Annotated in this window: 18 protein-coding genes; 8 read left to right on the forward strand and 10 right to left on the reverse strand. The window is 69.0% G+C overall.

The features are described 5' to 3' along the window. On the reverse strand, nucleotides 1-280 hold a 280-nt coding region (locus AAG801_RS32710; protein ID WP_341892152.1), incomplete at its 3' end, for a thermonuclease family protein. A gap of 97 nt (nucleotides 281-377) precedes the next feature. Further along, nucleotides 378-1409 (reverse strand): LacI family DNA-binding transcriptional regulator, encoded by a 1032-nt coding sequence (locus AAG801_RS32715; protein ID WP_192192864.1) that lies wholly within the window; start codon nucleotides 1407-1409, stop codon nucleotides 378-380. A 130-nt stretch (nucleotides 1410-1539) separates the two neighbouring features. Here AAG801_RS32715 and AAG801_RS32720 point away from each other — a divergent pair, with 130 nt between their 5' ends. The 6 genes from AAG801_RS32720 (at nucleotide 1540) to AAG801_RS32745 (ending at nucleotide 6529) form a co-directional block, all read left to right on the forward strand. Then, complete coding sequence (locus tag AAG801_RS32720; protein ID WP_341892153.1) at nucleotides 1540-2406, forward strand: dioxygenase; 867 nt, start codon at nucleotides 1540-1542, stop codon at nucleotides 2404-2406. A 31-nt stretch (nucleotides 2407-2437) separates the two neighbouring features. Next, on the forward strand, nucleotides 2438-3202 hold the full coding sequence (locus AAG801_RS32725; protein WP_341892154.1) for an SDR family oxidoreductase: 765 nt from the start codon (nucleotides 2438-2440) through the stop codon (nucleotides 3200-3202). Further along, complete coding sequence (locus AAG801_RS32730) at nucleotides 3199-4107, forward strand: 3-keto-5-aminohexanoate cleavage protein (RefSeq protein ID WP_341892155.1); 909 nt, start codon at nucleotides 3199-3201, stop codon at nucleotides 4105-4107. Before AAG801_RS32725 ends, AAG801_RS32730 begins: the two co-directional genes overlap by 4 nt. Next, nucleotides 4104-5099 carry a zinc-binding alcohol dehydrogenase family protein gene (locus AAG801_RS32735; RefSeq protein WP_341892156.1) on the forward strand — a complete coding sequence of 332 codons (996 nt, stop codon included), beginning with the start codon at nucleotides 4104-4106 and terminating at the stop codon, nucleotides 5097-5099. Before AAG801_RS32730 ends, AAG801_RS32735 begins: the two co-directional genes overlap by 4 nt. 21 nt (nucleotides 5100-5120) lie before the next feature. After that, on the forward strand, nucleotides 5121-5477 hold the full coding sequence (locus AAG801_RS32740; protein WP_341892157.1) for a cupin domain-containing protein: 357 nt from the start codon (nucleotides 5121-5123) through the stop codon (nucleotides 5475-5477). 62 nt (nucleotides 5478-5539) lie between these two features. Then, nucleotides 5540-6529: a tripartite tricarboxylate transporter substrate binding protein gene (locus AAG801_RS32745; RefSeq protein ID WP_341892158.1), complete on the forward strand. Its 990-nt coding sequence runs from the start codon at nucleotides 5540-5542 to the stop codon at nucleotides 6527-6529. An 18-nt stretch (nucleotides 6530-6547) separates the two neighbouring features. On the opposite strand, the gene AAG801_RS32750 is transcribed toward AAG801_RS32745, so the two are convergent. The 6 genes from AAG801_RS32750 to AAG801_RS32775 form a co-directional block, all read right to left on the reverse strand. After that, nucleotides 6548-6910: a DUF3325 domain-containing protein gene (locus AAG801_RS32750; protein WP_341892159.1), complete on the reverse strand. Its 363-nt coding sequence runs from the start codon at nucleotides 6908-6910 to the stop codon at nucleotides 6548-6550. Next, nucleotides 6907-8532 carry a PepSY-associated TM helix domain-containing protein gene (locus AAG801_RS32755; RefSeq protein WP_341892160.1) on the reverse strand — a complete coding sequence of 542 codons (1626 nt, stop codon included), beginning with the start codon at nucleotides 8530-8532 and terminating at the stop codon, nucleotides 6907-6909. Before AAG801_RS32755 ends, AAG801_RS32750 begins: the two co-directional genes overlap by 4 nt. After that, on the reverse strand, nucleotides 8529-8831 hold the full coding sequence (locus AAG801_RS32760) for a DUF3649 domain-containing protein (protein WP_341892161.1): 303 nt from the start codon (nucleotides 8829-8831) through the stop codon (nucleotides 8529-8531). The genes AAG801_RS32755 and AAG801_RS32760 overlap by 4 nt, the downstream gene beginning before the upstream one ends. 98 nt (nucleotides 8832-8929) lie before the next feature. Continuing rightward, complete coding sequence (gene fhuE / locus AAG801_RS32765) at nucleotides 8930-11416, reverse strand: ferric-rhodotorulic acid/ferric-coprogen receptor FhuE (RefSeq protein WP_341892162.1); 2487 nt, start codon at nucleotides 11414-11416, stop codon at nucleotides 8930-8932. Nucleotides 11417-11486: 70 nt separating this feature from the next. Beyond that, entirely contained in the window at nucleotides 11487-12521 is a 1035-nt protein-coding gene (locus tag AAG801_RS32770; protein ID WP_341892163.1) for a FecR domain-containing protein, read from the reverse strand. A 5-nt stretch (nucleotides 12522-12526) separates the two neighbouring features. Continuing rightward, nucleotides 12527-13030, reverse strand: coding sequence for a sigma-70 family RNA polymerase sigma factor (locus tag AAG801_RS32775; RefSeq protein ID WP_341892164.1), 504 nt, complete (start codon nucleotides 13028-13030; stop codon nucleotides 12527-12529). A 279-nt stretch (nucleotides 13031-13309) separates the two neighbouring features. Here AAG801_RS32775 and AAG801_RS32780 point away from each other — a divergent pair, with 279 nt between their 5' ends. Then, nucleotides 13310-13864, forward strand: a complete 555-nt coding sequence (locus AAG801_RS32780; RefSeq protein ID WP_341892165.1) for a hypothetical protein — start codon at nucleotides 13310-13312, stop codon at nucleotides 13862-13864. Here AAG801_RS32780 and AAG801_RS32785 read toward each other — a convergent pair. Next, on the reverse strand, nucleotides 13861-14007 hold the full coding sequence (locus AAG801_RS32785) for a hypothetical protein (protein WP_341892166.1): 147 nt from the start codon (nucleotides 14005-14007) through the stop codon (nucleotides 13861-13863). The two genes, AAG801_RS32780 and AAG801_RS32785, sit on opposite strands and share 4 nt — an antisense overlap. Before the next feature lie 169 nt (nucleotides 14008-14176). Between AAG801_RS32785 and AAG801_RS32790 the strand changes: the two genes are divergently transcribed. Beyond that, nucleotides 14177-14344, forward strand: coding sequence for a hypothetical protein (locus AAG801_RS32790; RefSeq protein WP_341892167.1), 168 nt, complete (start codon nucleotides 14177-14179; stop codon nucleotides 14342-14344). A gap of 34 nt (nucleotides 14345-14378) precedes the next feature. Here AAG801_RS32790 and AAG801_RS32795 read toward each other — a convergent pair. Then, the coding region (locus tag AAG801_RS32795; protein WP_341892168.1) for an AMP-binding protein at nucleotides 14379-15082 on the reverse strand (704 nt) is incomplete at its 5' end.

Raw genomic sequence — 15082 nt, forward strand, 5'->3', positions numbered from 1 at the left:
GGTCGGTGTCGCGCTCGGTGATGACGGCCTTCTCGGCGTAGCACAGGCGGCTCAGCGCCTGCCGGCTGCGCTGGCCGTAGGGCTGCGCTTTCTCGGGCGCGTCGATGGCGGCGATGCGCACCTTGACCTGCTCGTACGCGCCGCTGCGGCCGCAACGCGCGGTGAGCGTGTCGCCGTCGCTCACGCCGACGACGAGGCAGGTGCGCGGCGACGCGGCGTGGGTCAGCAGCGGGAGCAAAAGGCCGAGGGACAGAAGCAGGAAGACGGGGCGAAGGCGCATGCGAGAAGGGAACGGAACACGGGGCCGGGAATGGCCGACGATTCTCGGCGCGAAGTGCGCGCGCCGCCCTTCGGATGCATTTGTTTTCGTCTTCGTTTCAGCGCGCGGCGGGTGCGCCCGTCGACTTGCGCACCACCAGCTCCGGCCGCAGCACCACGGTGGAGGCCGACAGCGCCTGCCCGTCGATTTCGGCGAACAGCATCTCGGCCGCGCGCCAGCCGAGTTCACGGTGCGGCAGGCGGATGGTGGTGAGCGGCGGATCGACCATGTCGACCAGCGGCATGTCGTTGTGGCCGGTGACCGAGATGTCCTTCGGCACGCGCAGGCCGGCCTCGCGCAGCGCGTCGTAGGCGCCCAGTGCCACGAGGTCGTTGCAACAGACCACGGCCTGCGGCGCGGCACCGGCCGCAAGCATCTGCTTCATCGCGACCGCGCCCGCCTCGCGGCTGTAGCTCGTGCACTCGACGATGCGGGCCGGCTTCATGCGGTGGTCGCGCAAGGCCTGCTCCACGCCCAGCAGGCGGCCCACGCCGGTCGGGATGTTCTGCGGCCCCGCAAGGTGCGCAATGCGCTTGTGGCCCAGGCCCACGAGGTGATCGACCGCGAGCTTCATCGCCAGCCGGTCGTCGCTCACCACGGCGGGCAGGCGGCCGGTTTCGTCGGCGCGGTTGACCAGCACGGACTTCATGCCGGCCTTGGCGACGAAGTCGACCAGCGGATCGTCGCGCGTGGCGGTGGCCAGGATCACGCCGTCCACACGCTGCGCCAGCATGCGTTCGAGCACCGGCCGCGCGAGCGCCGGGTCGACCACGTTGGTGACGAACACGAAGTAGCCGCGCGCAGCCGCGCTGGCCTCGATGCCTTGCAGGATCGGCGGGAACACCGCGTTGGTGATGTCGGGCACCAGCACGCCGATGGTGTGGGTGCGGCCCGTGCGCAACGCTGAGGCCGCACGGTTGGGCCGGTAGCCCAGGCGCTGCGCGGCCTCCTCGACCACGCGCAACACCTCGTCGCTGATCAGCGAGCGCTTCTCGGGGCTGAGCGCGCGCGACACGGTCGACACATGCACGCCGGCGGCGCGGGCGACGTCGCGGATGGTGACGGGGCTGGAAGACGGCTGAGCGCTCATTGGTGCAAACGATTGTTGGGCATCCGAAGGGCCATGGCGGGCGAATTCCCATTCTGGCACCTCGGATACCCACCATTTTACTTTTCCGAAATTTGACTTACTATCATGCAAACGATTGCAAAGACCCTCCATGAACATCGCCACCTCCCCCGATTCGGTGCTCGGCTTCGCGCTCGACGCCATGCAACGCACGCCCGATCCGCGGCTGCGCACCGTGATGGACGCGCTCACGCGCCACCTGCATGCCTTCGTCCAGGAGGTGAAGCTCACCGAGGAAGAGTTCGAGCAGGCGCTCGAATTCATCGTCGCCATCGGCCACGCCACCGGCGAGACCAAGAACGAGGTGGTGCTGGCGGCCGACATCCTCGGCGTGTCGACCGTGGTCGCGCTGCAGAACAACCAGGACCCGCACGGCGAATCGCCGGCCGCCCTGCTCGGTCCCTTCTGGCGCGCCAACTCGCCGGCCTGCGCAACGGGCGACAGCATCGCGCGCTCGGGCACGCCCGGCACGCCGCTCGAGGTGACCGGCACGGTGCGCGAACTGAGCGGGCAGCCGATGGCCGGCGTCACGGTCGACGTGTGGCAAGCCTCGCCGGTCGGGCTCTACGAGAACCAGGACCCGGAACAGGACGACATGAACCTGCGCGGGCGCTTCACCACCGACGCGCAAGGCCGCTTTCATTTCCGCAGCGTGCGCCCCGCCGGCTACCCGGTACCCACCGACGGGCCCTGCGGCGTGCTGCTGCGCGCGCAACAGCGCCACCCGAACCGGCCTGCGCACCTGCACTTCATGCTGAGCAAGCCGGGCCACAAGGTGCTGATCACGCAGGTGTTCGCCGACGACGACGAGAACCTGGAGAGCGACCCGACCTTCGGCGTGACGCGGCAACTGATCGGCTGCTTCGCGCTCGCGCCCGATGGACAGCGCGCCACGCTGCAGTACGACTTTCAGCTCGAGCCCGGCGAGATGAAGTTCCCCCGCCCACCGATCCCCTGACCTCCCCCATTCCCCAACGCCTCTTCATCCCATGAGCTTCGACCCCCAATCCCAACTCCACGGCAAGATCGCCGTCATCACTGGCGGTCTCGGCGCCATCGGCTACGCCACAGCCACGCGCCTGGCCGCGCTGGGCGCCACCTGCGTGCTGCTGCACCGCAGCGGCAACGACGGTGCCGCGCGCGCCGCCGCCCTGCCCTCGGACAGCGGCCAGCACCACGGCGCGATCCGCGCCGACATCGTCGACACACCGAGCCTGCAAGCCGCCGCCGCCGAGGTGAAGGCCGCGCACGGGCGCTGCGACATCCTGGTCAACAGCGCGGGCCACACGCAGCCCATTGCGGCCGGCGACCTCGACGCGCTGACGGACGAACTCATCGACGACCTGCTGCGCGCCAACTTCCGCGGCGTGTTCGCCACCATCCGCGCCTTCGCGCCGATGCTCAAGGCCACGGGCGATGGGCTGGTGGTCAACATCTCGTCCATCGCCGGCTTCACGGGCGTGGGCAGCAACCTCGCGTATGTCGCGGCCAAGGCCGGGCTCGACGTGGTGGGCGACGCGCTGGCCAAGGCGCTGGCGCCCGCGGTGCGCGTGGTGTCGGTGTCGCCGGGCGCGGTCGAGTCGGGCTTCGTGCCCGGCCGCGGCGCGGAGTTCGCGAACAAGATGGCGAGCACCACGCCGCTCGGACGCATCGGCAAACCCGACGACGTGGCCGCTACCGTGGAAGCGCTCGCCACCACGCTGCGCTTCGTCACCGGCACGCGCATCGTGGTCGACGGAGGGCGCCACCTGTGAACAACCCAAAGACGCTCATCACCTGCGCGGTCACGGGCAACCTCGTGAAGCCCGAGCAGACGCCGCACCTGCCGATCACGCCGGTGCAGATTGCCGACGAATGCCTGGCCGCCGCCGAAGCCGGCGCGAGCCAAGTGCACATCCACGTGCGCCACCCCGAGACCGGCAAGCCCTCGATGGAGGTCGATCTGTACCGCGAGGTGGTCGACCGCATCCGCCGCGAGAACCGCGAGCTCATCGTGAACCTCACGACGGGGCCGGGCGGTCGCTTCATTCCGAGCGAGGACGACCCGAAGATCGCCGCGCCCGGCACCACGTTGCTGCCGCCCGAGAAGCGCGTGGAACACATCGCGCTCATCCGGCCCGACGTGTGCTCGCTCGACCTCAACACCATGAACTCCGGCCCCGACGTGGTGATCAACACGCCGAAGAACGTGCGCCGCATGGCCAAGGTGATGCGCGAGGCCGGCGTGAAGCCCGAGCTGGAGATCTTCGACTCGGGCGACATCCACCTGGCGCTGGACCTCATCGCTGACGGCACGCTCGACGGCCCCGCCATGTGGACCTTCGTGCTCGGCGTGAAGTACGGCTTTGCGCCGACGCCCGAGACGCTGCTCTATGCGCGCAACCTGCTGCCGCGCGGCGCCTTCTGGAGCGCCTTCGGCATCGGCCGCACGGAGTTCCCCATCGTCGCGCAGTCGTGGCTGCTGGGCGGCCACGTGCGCGTGGGCATGGAAGACAACATCTACCTCGAGAAAGGCGTGCTGGCCGAGAGCAACGCGCAGCTCGTGGCAAAGGCGCGCGACATCCTGCGCAGCCTGGGCGGCGACGTCGCCAACCCGCGCGAGGCCCGCGCGATGCTGGGACTGGCCGACACCCGCACCGTTCAAGGAGCCGCACGATGAGCGCCCTCCTTCATGAACCGCGCGCACTGCGCGTGAACAGCAAGGCCGCCAACCTCGAGGCGCTGCACCTGGACGCCGCGCCGCAACCCGAGCCCGCGGCGCCATCGGGCCATGCCGTGGTGCGCGTGGCCGCCGCCGCCGTGAACCCGAGCGACGTGAAGGCCGCGCTGGGCCTCATGCCGCAAGCTGTCTGGCCGCGCACGCCGGGCCGCGACTTCGCGGGCACCGTCGTGAGCGGGCCGGCGGATTGGATCGGCCGCGAGGTCTACGGCTCGGGCGGCGACATCGGCATCACGCGCGACGGCTCGCATGCACGCTACCTCGTGCTGCCCGAAGCCGCCCTGCGCGCCAAGCCGAAGGGCATCTCGATGGACGAGGCCGGCGCGGTGGGCGTGCCCTTCGTCACGGCCTACGAGGGCTTTCGGCGCAGCGGCATGCCGCAGGCGGGCCAGACGGTGCTGGTGCTGGGCGCCAACGGCAAGGTCGGGCAGGCGGCGGTGCAGCTCGCCGCGCAGGCCGGTGCGCGCGTGATCGCGGTGCAGCGCGGCCCCGGGCCCTTCGCCGGGTTCGCGAGCGCGCCGGTCGACGTGGTCGACGCGCGCCACCACGCCGATGTGGGCGCGCAGGTGCGCGAGCTCACCGACGGGCGCGGCGCGCACATCGTCTACAACACCGTGGGCAGCGCCTACTTCGAGGCCGCCAACAAGGCGATGGCCAAGGGGGCCACGCAGATCTTCATTGCCACGCACGACCGCGCGGTGCCCTTCGACATCTTCGCGTTCTACCGCGGCATGCACACCTACGTGGGCATCGACTCGCTGGCGATGGACTGCGTCGCCTCCACCGCGCAGCTCGACGCGATGCGCGAGGGCTTCGAGCGCGGCACGCTGAAACCCTTTCCCGTGGCACGCCACTTTGCGCTCGACGAAGCGATCGACGCCTACCGGCTGGTGCTGTCGGGCAGCACCGACCGCGTCGTGCTGCGCCCCTGAACCGAGAGAAGGAACATCGCCATGCACGTCACCCGTTTCAGCGAGGCACCGCACTACGAGGCGCCCAACCACTTCGACATGCGCTGCCTGCGTCTGCAGGGCAAGGAAGCCGGCCCCTCCACGCAGATGTGGATGGGCATGAGCCAGATCCTGCCCGGCGGCCACACCGGGCTCGACGGCTCGCCGATGGAAAAGCTCTACCTCGTGCTCGAGGGCGAGCTGCACATCGTCGGCGAACTCGAGGGCGCGCACCAGGAAGACGTGCTCCAGCCCTACGACAGCTGCCGCTTCGCACCCGGTGAAAAGCGCCAGCTCGAGAACCGCAGCAACCGCCCGGTGCTGGTGGCGCTGGTGATGGCGAACGCACCGCCCGCCTAGCGCCCTCCTTTCCCAGTCAGTCATTCATCGCTCGCACCAACAAATCAACGGAGACAAGACGCATGAAGCAGACATTCCCCTGGAGCCGCCGACAGGCGCTCACGATCGCTGCGGCACTCGCGGCCTGTACGTTCGGCGGCGCGCATGCGCAAGGCACGTGGCCGGGCACGCAACCGATCAAGCTGGTCGTGCCCTTCACGGCGGGCAGCGGCACCGACATCGTCGCGCGCCTCGTGGCCGAGAAGCTCGGGCCCGCGCTGGGCACCAGCGTGATCGTCGACAACCGCCCCGGCGCGGGCGGCACGCTGGGTGCGGCCATCACCGCCAAGGCGCCGGCCGACGGCTACACGCTGCTGGTGCACTCAGCCGGCCATCTCGTGAACCCGTGGATCTACAAGGGCCTGTCGTACGACACGTTGAAAGACTTCACGGGCGTGACGCCGATGGCCAGCCTGCCCAACGTGCTGGTGACCGCGCCCTCGCACTTCACCGACGTGAAAGACCTCGTGGCCAAGGCAAAGGCCAAGCCCGGCGGTCTGAACTACGGCTCCGCGGGCAACGGCTCGGCCACGCACATGAATGCCGAGGTGTTCCGCCTCGCGGCCGGCGTCGATGCACAGCATGTGCCCTTTCGCGGCACGCCCGAGGCCATGACCGAGGTGATGGCCGGGCGCGTCGACTGGTTCTTCGCGCCGATGGTGTCGGCGCTGCCGTTGATCAAGAGCGGCAAGCTGAAGGCGCTGGCCGTGGGCACCGCCGGTCGCTCGTCCGCCCTGCCCGACGCGCCCACCACGGTGGAGGCCGGCGTGCCGGGCTCGGCCTACCTGTTCTGGGTCGGCCTGTTCGCGCCCGCCAGGACGCCGCAGCCCGTGGTGGAGCGGCTGCAGGCCGAGGTCGCGAAGATCATGGTCGCGCCCGAACTGAAGGACCGACTGGAGAAGCTCGGCGCCGAACCCTTCACCATGCCCTCCGCGCAGTTCAACAAGTTCATCGCCGACGAGACCGCGAAGGCGCAGCAGGTGGTCAAGGCCGCAGCCATCAAGGTGGACTGACGGGGGGCGCCGCGCGACTCAGCGCAGCAGCCCCGCCAGCACCGGCACCAGCCCCGCACCACCGCCCAAGGCAGCAGCACCGGCGCCCCACGCCACGGCGCGTGGGCGGTACGGCAACAGCAGCGCCACCGGCAACGCACCCGCCGACAGAAAGCCCAGCCACGCGACCGTCCCGACCGAGGCGCCCCACGCCATCACACAGGGCACGACGGCTGCGGCCAGCAGCACCGCGCCGATCACGCGCAAACCCATGCGCCGGCGCGCGGGCACTTCGCGCCCACGCGTCAGCTGCTCGTGGTGCCGGTCCATGGCAAAGCTCAGGCACGACATGCCCGCATACGCCAGCGCAAGGCCAAGCAACGAAGCCCACACCGTCGTCATCGCGTCACCTTCCGCAGCAGATGACGCAGCGCGCCGAGCGCCGCAAGGCCGAAGGCCACGACACCCAGTTCGACGCCGAGGCTTTCCCAATCACTGCGCAACAGCTGCGCCAGCAGGTGATCGCCCGTGGTCACGAAGTTGAGCACCGGCAGCAGCAGGCACAGCGCAGCCAGCGCACCGAGCTGCTCGCGCCACGCGCGCGCCGGCTGGCGCACGAAGGCATGCACCAGCGCCAGTGCCCACAGCGCGAAGAAGACTTGCAGCTCGCGGTCGGCGCGGTGCCCGATGCCGACCGGCACCAGCCGGTTGGCCCACAGGTAACCCACGCAGGCAATGGCCAGCCCGGCGATGGCCGCGACGTTCAGCGCCTCGACCAGCCGGTAGACCCGCGCGGTCGCGCCACCGAACTCGCCGAGGTGTTTCTGGCGGCGCTTGACGATGAACAGCACGGCGCCCGAACCCATCATCGCGGTGCCCGCGAGCCCGCACAAAAAGTAGAGCCACTTCATCGGCCAGCCGCCGAAGGTGACCATGTGCAGCCCGCTCATGGCCGACTGCGCGAGCATGGCCGCGCCGCCGTCCGCGGCGCCCGGCAGACGCACGCGCTGTACCTCGCCGGTGGCGGCCGAGAACTGCACCATGCCGGTGGTGGCGCTGAGCCGGCGCGCGGACTCATCGTCGCCGTTCCATCCGTACACGCCAATGCGCGCACCCGCGTCGCCCGGGTGATCGATGACGACTGCGCGCACGGGTTGGCCCATGCGTTCCTGGCCGCGCGCGGCAAACGATTCGAGCACCGGCACGGGCATCGCGCGGCCGGTGGCGGCGGGCTTGTCGCTGTCGCCCAGCTCGGACACGAAGCGCACCTGCGCCGCCGGGCCCGTGCCGTAGTGCAGCACCTTGGGGGCGGGCATGAAGCTGGTGCCCGAAATCACGAGGCCGGTGTAGGCGATCATGAACTGGAAGGGCAGCGTCAGCACCGCCACGGCGTTGTGCGCGTCGAGCCAGCTGCGCTGGCCTTTCTTGGGCCGGAAGGTGAAGAAGTCCTTGAAGATGCGCTTGTGCGTGATGACGCCCGACACCAGCGCCACCAGCATCGCCATCGCGGCGATGCCGACGATCCACAGGCCGACGGTGCCGGCGTGCAGCTCGTAGTGAAAGTCGACGAAGTGGTGGCCACCCAGCGTGGCGCGCGCCGCGTGGCCGCCGTCTTCCGTCAGCAGCTTGCCGGTGGCGGGGTCGAGCGCGACGCCCGCGTACTGCCGGTTGGCGTCGAACCAGAACACGCGCAGCTCGCCGCCGCCCTGCGCGTCCGAAGGCCACAGCTCCCACATCGAGGCGCCCGGGTGGTGCTCGGCCATGTAGGCCATGCCCCAGGCCAGGCGTTGCGCGCGGTCGCCCGTGGGCTCGCCCTTCTCTTGCTTGGCCGCCGCGGCGGCTTCCTCGGCGTGGTGCTCCGGGGTCATCCAGTGGGTGATGGGCTCGTCGAACACGGCCAGCGTGCCGGTGAGGAACACCGCGAACAGCAGCCACGAGAACCACAGGCCGCACCAGGTGTGCAGCCAGGCCTGGGCCTGGCGAAAGCCGCCTTGCGACGGCGCCTTGGTTGTCTTCGTGCTCATGCGCCGCCTCCCGCGCCGCGCAAGGCCAGGCCCAGCCCGGCCAGCACCACGGCCGGCAGCAGCAGGCCGGCCCAGGCGCGCGGCAGCGACACGGGCGCGAACGCCCAGATCACGGCGACGGTGTAGACCGCGAAGCTGAACTGCATGCCCCCGAGCGCAGCCTCGGCGGGGCCGGCCGGTAGCACGGCGGCCAGAAAGACGGCGGCGGCCGAGGCCAGCGCGTAGCCGCCGAACACGGCGGCCGCGACGCGGGACAGCAGCCGCAGGGCGGGAGAAAAGGAGGAAGAGCGGGTGTTCATCGGGGACGGGGGCCGGGAAAACGGGGCACGGAAATGCGCCCCTCCCCTACATGACAAACGAGAACGAAAAAAGGGTCATGCCCCCCGCTTTTTTCCGGTCAGAACGCGTAACTGAGCGTCGCCACCGCGTTGCGCGGCGTGCCGAAGTAGGCCTGCCCGTCGATGTTGCTGTAGTACTTCTTGTCGAACAGGTTCTCGATGTTCAGCTGCAGCGCCAGCTTGGGCGTGAAGGCGTAGCGCGCCATCAGGCTCACGACCGCGCGCGAGCCTTGCTGGTAGCGCAGGTCGACGTCGCCCACGCTGTACGCGTGGTAGGTGCGGTTCTGCCAGTTGACGCCGCCGCCCAGCGTGAGCCGGTGCCACTCGCCGGGCAGCCGGTAGGTGGTGAACAGCGTGGCCTGCGTGGTCGGCATGGCGGTGTTGATGCGGTCGCCGTTGCCTTCGCGGCCCAGCGTGCGCGCAATGCCCGCGCTCAGCTGCCAGCCCGGGGCCAGCTCGCCCGACACCTGCAGCTCGATGCCCTTGCTGGTCACGCCGCGCGCGCCGTAGTAGGCGCCTTCGCTCGAGTTGGGCACGAGCCTGGTGCCGTCGCGCTGCGCCACGTTCTCCTGCTCGGCGCGGAACACGGCAATCGAGGTGTTGAGCTTGCCGTTGAAGTGCTCGCCCTTGAGGCCGATCTCGTAGCTCTTGCCGGTCACCGGGTCGAGGTAGGCGCCGCTGGCGTCGCGGTAGTTCTGCGGCTGGAAGATGTCGGTGTAGCTCGCGTACACCGAGTAGTTCGGGCTCAGGTCGTACACCAGGCCCGCGTAGGGCGTGAACACCTCGTGCTTGCGCGTGGCCGGGGCGTCGGCGGTCAGGCGCGTGGAGCGCCAGCTGTTCTGCCGGCCGCCCACGATGAGCTTGAGCGAATCGGCCAGCGACAGGCGCGCGGCGCCGTAATAGCCGGTCTGGCGCGTCTTGGTGATGCCCGAAACCTTCAGCGGGTCCCAGGCCGGCTCGGGGTACGACGACGCATTCCAGTTGTAGAAGCTGCCGGTGTTGGGCAACGCACTGGTGCGCGGATGGCTGGCTTCCACGTAGCGCGACTGGCTGTTGGTGACGCCCACCACCAGTTCGTGCGTGCGGCCCAGCAACTTGAACGGGCCGGTGGCCTGCAGGTCGAGGCTGTTCTGGCGGAACTCGTGCTCGAAGTAGCCGGGCAGCGAGCCCAGGCCCCGACCGGTGAGGCGGTCGAGGCCGCCGAAGAGGTACAGCAGCTTGGCGTTCTGCTTGCTCTCGCGGTGCGAACCGTTGGCTTTGAGCTTCCAGCCGTTGTCGAACTGGTGCGTGAGGTTCGCGAAGGCCGTGGTGGTGGTCGTGTCCCAGTGGGTCCACGGCGTGCCGATGGTCTTGGAGCGGTCCCAGCGCGTGGCCGTGCCGTCGCTGAAGGTCAGCGGCAGCCCGCCCCAGGTCGACGAGGTGGGCCGCGTGGCCTGCGACTCGATGCCCACGCTCAGCGTGGTGTTCGGCGAGAGGTCGGCATCGACCACGCCATACAGCACGTGCTTGCGGCCGTGGTACATGTCGATGAAGGAGTCGCGGTCTTCCGTCATGCCGATGATGCGGGCGCGCACGCGGCCGTCTTTCGTCACCGGCGTCTGCAGGTCGACCGTGCCGCGGCGCAGGTTCCACGAGCCCAGCGCGAGCGACGCGCTGCCGGCGAACACCTTGCTGTCGGCGTGCTTGCGCACCAGGTTCACCGAGGCCGACGGGTTGCCCGCGCCGGTGAGCAGCCCGGTCGAGCCGCGCACGACCTCGATGCGGTCGTACAGCACCGGGTCGTTGGTGGAGGCGCCGAAGAAGTCGGTGGTGACCGTGGTCGGCACGCCGTCGTACTGGTAGTTGTCGATGTAGAAACCGCGCGCGTACAGGTCGGTGCGGTCGCTGTCGGAGCTCACGGCGAACACGCCGGGCACGTTCTGCATGGCCTGGCCGAGCGACAGCAGGTTCTGGTCGTCGATCTGCTGGCGCGTGATGACGGTGACCGACTGCGGCGTCTCGCGCGGCGAGAGCGCAAGCCCCGTGGCCGCCGCCGTGGCGCGCGTGGTGTAGCTGCCGGTGCCTTCGGTGGTGCCGCTGCGGTCGGCGTCGGCCGTGACGGTGACGGGCGAGAGCGTGTCGATGCCGCCCTGCCCTGCGTTCCCTGCGACGGGCGCGCCGGCCTCGTGGCGGTTCAGCGTGTAGCTGCCGTCGGTGCGCGCGACCACCTGCAGGCCGCTGCCCGCGAGCAGGCGCTCGATGGCTTCACGCGCGGTGTAGCGGCCCGACACCGCGGGGCTGCTGCGCCCCTGCGTCAGCGCGGGGTCGAACGACAGCGCGATGCCGTTGCCGGCCGCGAAAGTGGCGAGCGTGCGGCCCAGCGGGCCGGCGGGAATGTCGTAGGCGCGGGACGCGGCGGCATCGAGCGACGACGACGCCTGCGCGAGGGCCGGCCCTCCCGCGCTGGCCAGGCCGCCGAGGGCGAGCGCCATCAGGGCATGGCGAAGGACGGTGTTCAGGCGGCGCTCTGCGAACGGGCGCAAGGCGGACGGGCGGGATGCGGACATGGAGACGGGCCTTTCGGTTGGGCAACGGTGAGTTCTTCACCCTCCTTGCCAGCCGAAACGAAAAAAAGTCTCACCCCCGGATCGAAATATTTTTCGAGGCGCCCGCTGCGCCTACTTCAGCCGCACGCGGCACGAGCGTGACCCAGTAGCCGCGCAGGCGCGTGGCCGCATCCACCGGGTAGGTCGACACCAGCATGCGCAGCACGCCGTCGGTGTCGGCGAGCGGAAAAGCGCCCGAGATGCGCAGGTCGGCCACGGCCGCGTCGCACTGCAGCAGGCCGGGGCGGTAGCGCGACAGCTCGGCGGCGAAGTCGGCCAGCCGCATGCCGTCGGCGAGCAGCATGCCCTGTGTCCAGGCCAGCACGGAGGCGTCCGCCGGGCTGAAGTCTTCGATGCCGTCGGCCATGAAGCGGGCCTGCTGCCCCGCCGGCAGCACGCGCGCGGCAGCACGGTCGGGCGTGATGCGCACCGCGCCTTCGAGCACGGCGATCTGCGTGGCGCCGCCCGCTTCCTTGCGCACGCTGAAGCGCGTGCCCAAAGCTTCCAGCGTGCCGCCGGCACTCGCCACGCGGAACGGGCGGTGCGCAGCGGCGGGGTCGCGCGCAGTGGCGATGAAGATCTCGCCCGCATGCAGCACGATGAGGCGCTGTGTGCCGTCGAAGTGCACGTCGACCGCGCTGGCGGTGTTGAGCGTGAGGCGGCTGCCGTCGGCCAGCCGCAGTTCGCGGCGCTCGCCGGTGCCGGTGCGGTGCCCGGCCATCCAGCCGCGCTCATCCGCCATCTCGACCGCCTGCCAGCCGAGCCAGCCGGCGGGCACGGCCGCGAGCAGCGCGGCGAGCCGGCCGAGGGTGGCGCGGCGGTTGTTGCCATTCCCGCGTGCGGGCCGCGCGAGCGACGACATGGCCAGCGCCGGCGGCAGGCCGCCGAGCTTGTTCATCAGCAGCTCGGCGCGTGCCCAGGCGCGGGCGTGGTCGGGATGGCTCTGGCGCCAGCGCTCGCAGGCGCGGCGGTCTTCGTCGGTGACGGCGCTGTCGTGCAGCCGCATCAGCCATTCGGCGGCTTCGTCGAGCACGCGAGGCGCAAGTGCCGACGTTTCGAAATTCATCGCGGTCATCCCATCACCGCCAGGCACCCGCGGAAGCCCTGCTGCATGTAGCGCTTGACCGTGACGAGCGACACGCCCAGCTCGCGCGCGATGTCCTCGTACTTCATGCCGTCGAGCTGCGACAGCAGGAAGGCCCGGCGTGCGAGCGGCTTGAGGGCGTCGAGCATGGCGTCGATCTCGTGCAGCGTCTGCAGGATCACCAGCCGCTGCTCGGGCGACGGCGCCTCGGGCTCGGGCGTCACGGCCAACGCCTCGAGGTAGGCGCGCTCCAGCGCCTGGCGCTGGTACCAGTTCACGAGGATGTTCTTGGCCACGCTCGTGAGGTAGGCGCGCGGCTGCGCAATGACCTCGGGGTTGCGCGCCGTCAGCAGCCGCGCGAAGGTGTCCTGCGCCAGGTCGGCCGCGTCACACGAGTTGCCGAGCTTCTTGCGCAGCCACGACTGGAGCCAGCCATGGTGGTCGCTGTAGAGGGTGTGAACTTGCTGGAAGGCGGCTTCGGCAGCGGACATGGCGGGCGGCACGGCGGCGGAAGCTCCGCCTACAAATAAGAATTATTCTCATTTTAAGCAAAAAGGCCGCAGTGCGGCCTTGCCCGTGCTCTCGGGCGTCCCATGAAGCGCGTCGCTCGCTTTGGCAGCGTTTTGCGCCGTCTTTGGCAGTGGCTGCCATTTGGTTTGGCAGCGAAGTTCCCCGTGGAAATGTCGGCTGCTTTGGCAGTTTGACGCGCCTTTGGCAGCGCCGAACACTTCTGCGATCATCCTGCCGCCCGTAACTCCCCAGGAATCGCCTTGCCCTCAGAAACCTTGCCCACCGACCCGCTGCGGTGGCTGCCCTTTCTCACCCCGGCCGTCCAGTTCCTCACAGCATGCATCGCGGGGTTCATTGCTTACAAGTTCGGCTCGATACAGGCTTCGATCTCGCGGCAGCAAGCGGACACGGCACGCCAGCAGGCGGCAACGGCCGCAGCCGCTGCCCGAGTCGCTCAAAACAAGTTGAAGTCCGATCTCTTCGAGCGACGCCTTGCCATGTACAACCATGTTTACGAGTACATCGACACGGTTCTGCGCGACAAGGTGATAGATCATGCCAAAGACAGCGTGTTCCTCATATCGGTTCGCCCACTCGGCTGGCTGACTGACGAAACAGTCACACAGTTTGTTTTTAAAGAACTGCGTGCCCAGATGATCGAGCTCTCCCGTCTCAGTAGACAGCGGGAAGTCACCGCCACAGGACCGGAGCGTCTTGCACTGGCAAACCTTCAAGAGGAGGCTTCCCACAAGCTCTTTTCCCTCCATGAACGACTCGCAAAGGTTTTCGAGCCTTTCATGAGATTGGCGCCCTAGCGCGTCTTGGTCTTAAAGTTGGCAATCAGCACTTCGCCCACTGCCTGCTTAGCGTTCGCGCTGATGCTGTATCCGGTCTTCACTGCCTCGATATGGAACCCGCCGAAGGTTTCCCGCACGCCTGGCGTGTCGTTGAGGCTCAAAATAAACCTGCCCTTCAGGTCGGCCAGGATTCGCGCAGCGTCTCGCGCCCTTGTTGGCGCTTCTTCGTGCGGGCGACGGCGTCGATGGACAGGCCCAGCAGGTTCTGCATGGGCACTCAGCATCTGCAAGGATGCGACCGTCGCCGAACCTCAATGGGGCGAGCACGCCGTGATCAACATTGCGTCGGCCATCAACGCAAACCGCCTGCGTGCCGTAGGGCCAAAGCGCCCGGAACTGGATTGGCACGTACTTGACGACGAGGAGATCTACCCATTTCTAGTCCAGCATGAAATCGGCCACCGTCAAGATAATTTCGACCAGCTGGAAATCGCGTAGATCAGGACTCCTGCGTCCGCATCGACGCCCCATCCTAGTTTTGGGGACTCTCTGCTTCCTGCAGCAACCGCCACATCACCTTGCCGCTGCCGCTCTTCGGCAGCGCATCCACAAACGCCACCTTGCGCGGAATCTTGTAGACCGCCATGTTCTCGCGGCACCAGTCGATGATCTGCTGCTCGGTCGTGTCCTTGTGCGTGGCGCGCAGCACCACCACGGCCTTGACCGATTCGCCGCGGTAGTCGTCCTTGGTCGAGATGACGCAGGCTTCCTGGATCGCGGGGTGGCGGAACATCAGCAGTTCGACCTCGGCCGGCCACACCTTGAAGCCGCTCGCATTGATCATGCGTTTGAGGCGGTCGGTGATGAAGAAGTAGCCCTCCTCGTCCATGCGGCCCATGTCGCCCGAGCGGAAGAAGCGCTTGCCCTCGAACTCGACAAAAGCGGACCTCGTGGCGTCGGGGCGCTTCCAGTAGCCCTGGAACACCTCGGGGCCGTGGATGATGATCTCGCCCGATTCGCCGATAGGCATCTCTTGCAATGTGTCGGGGTCGACCACGCGCGCGTCGGTGCTCATGAACGGAATGCCCAGGCACTGCTGCTTGGGGTGGTCCGAGGGGTTGGTGTGCGAGGGCGCGGCCGTTTCGGTGAGGCCGTAGCCTTCCTGGTACTTCAGGCCGTACTGCTCGAACAGGCGCTGCGCCACGGCCTGCGGCATGGCCGCACCGCCGCCGCCGA

Source organism: Variovorax sp. YR752 (assembly GCF_943372545.1).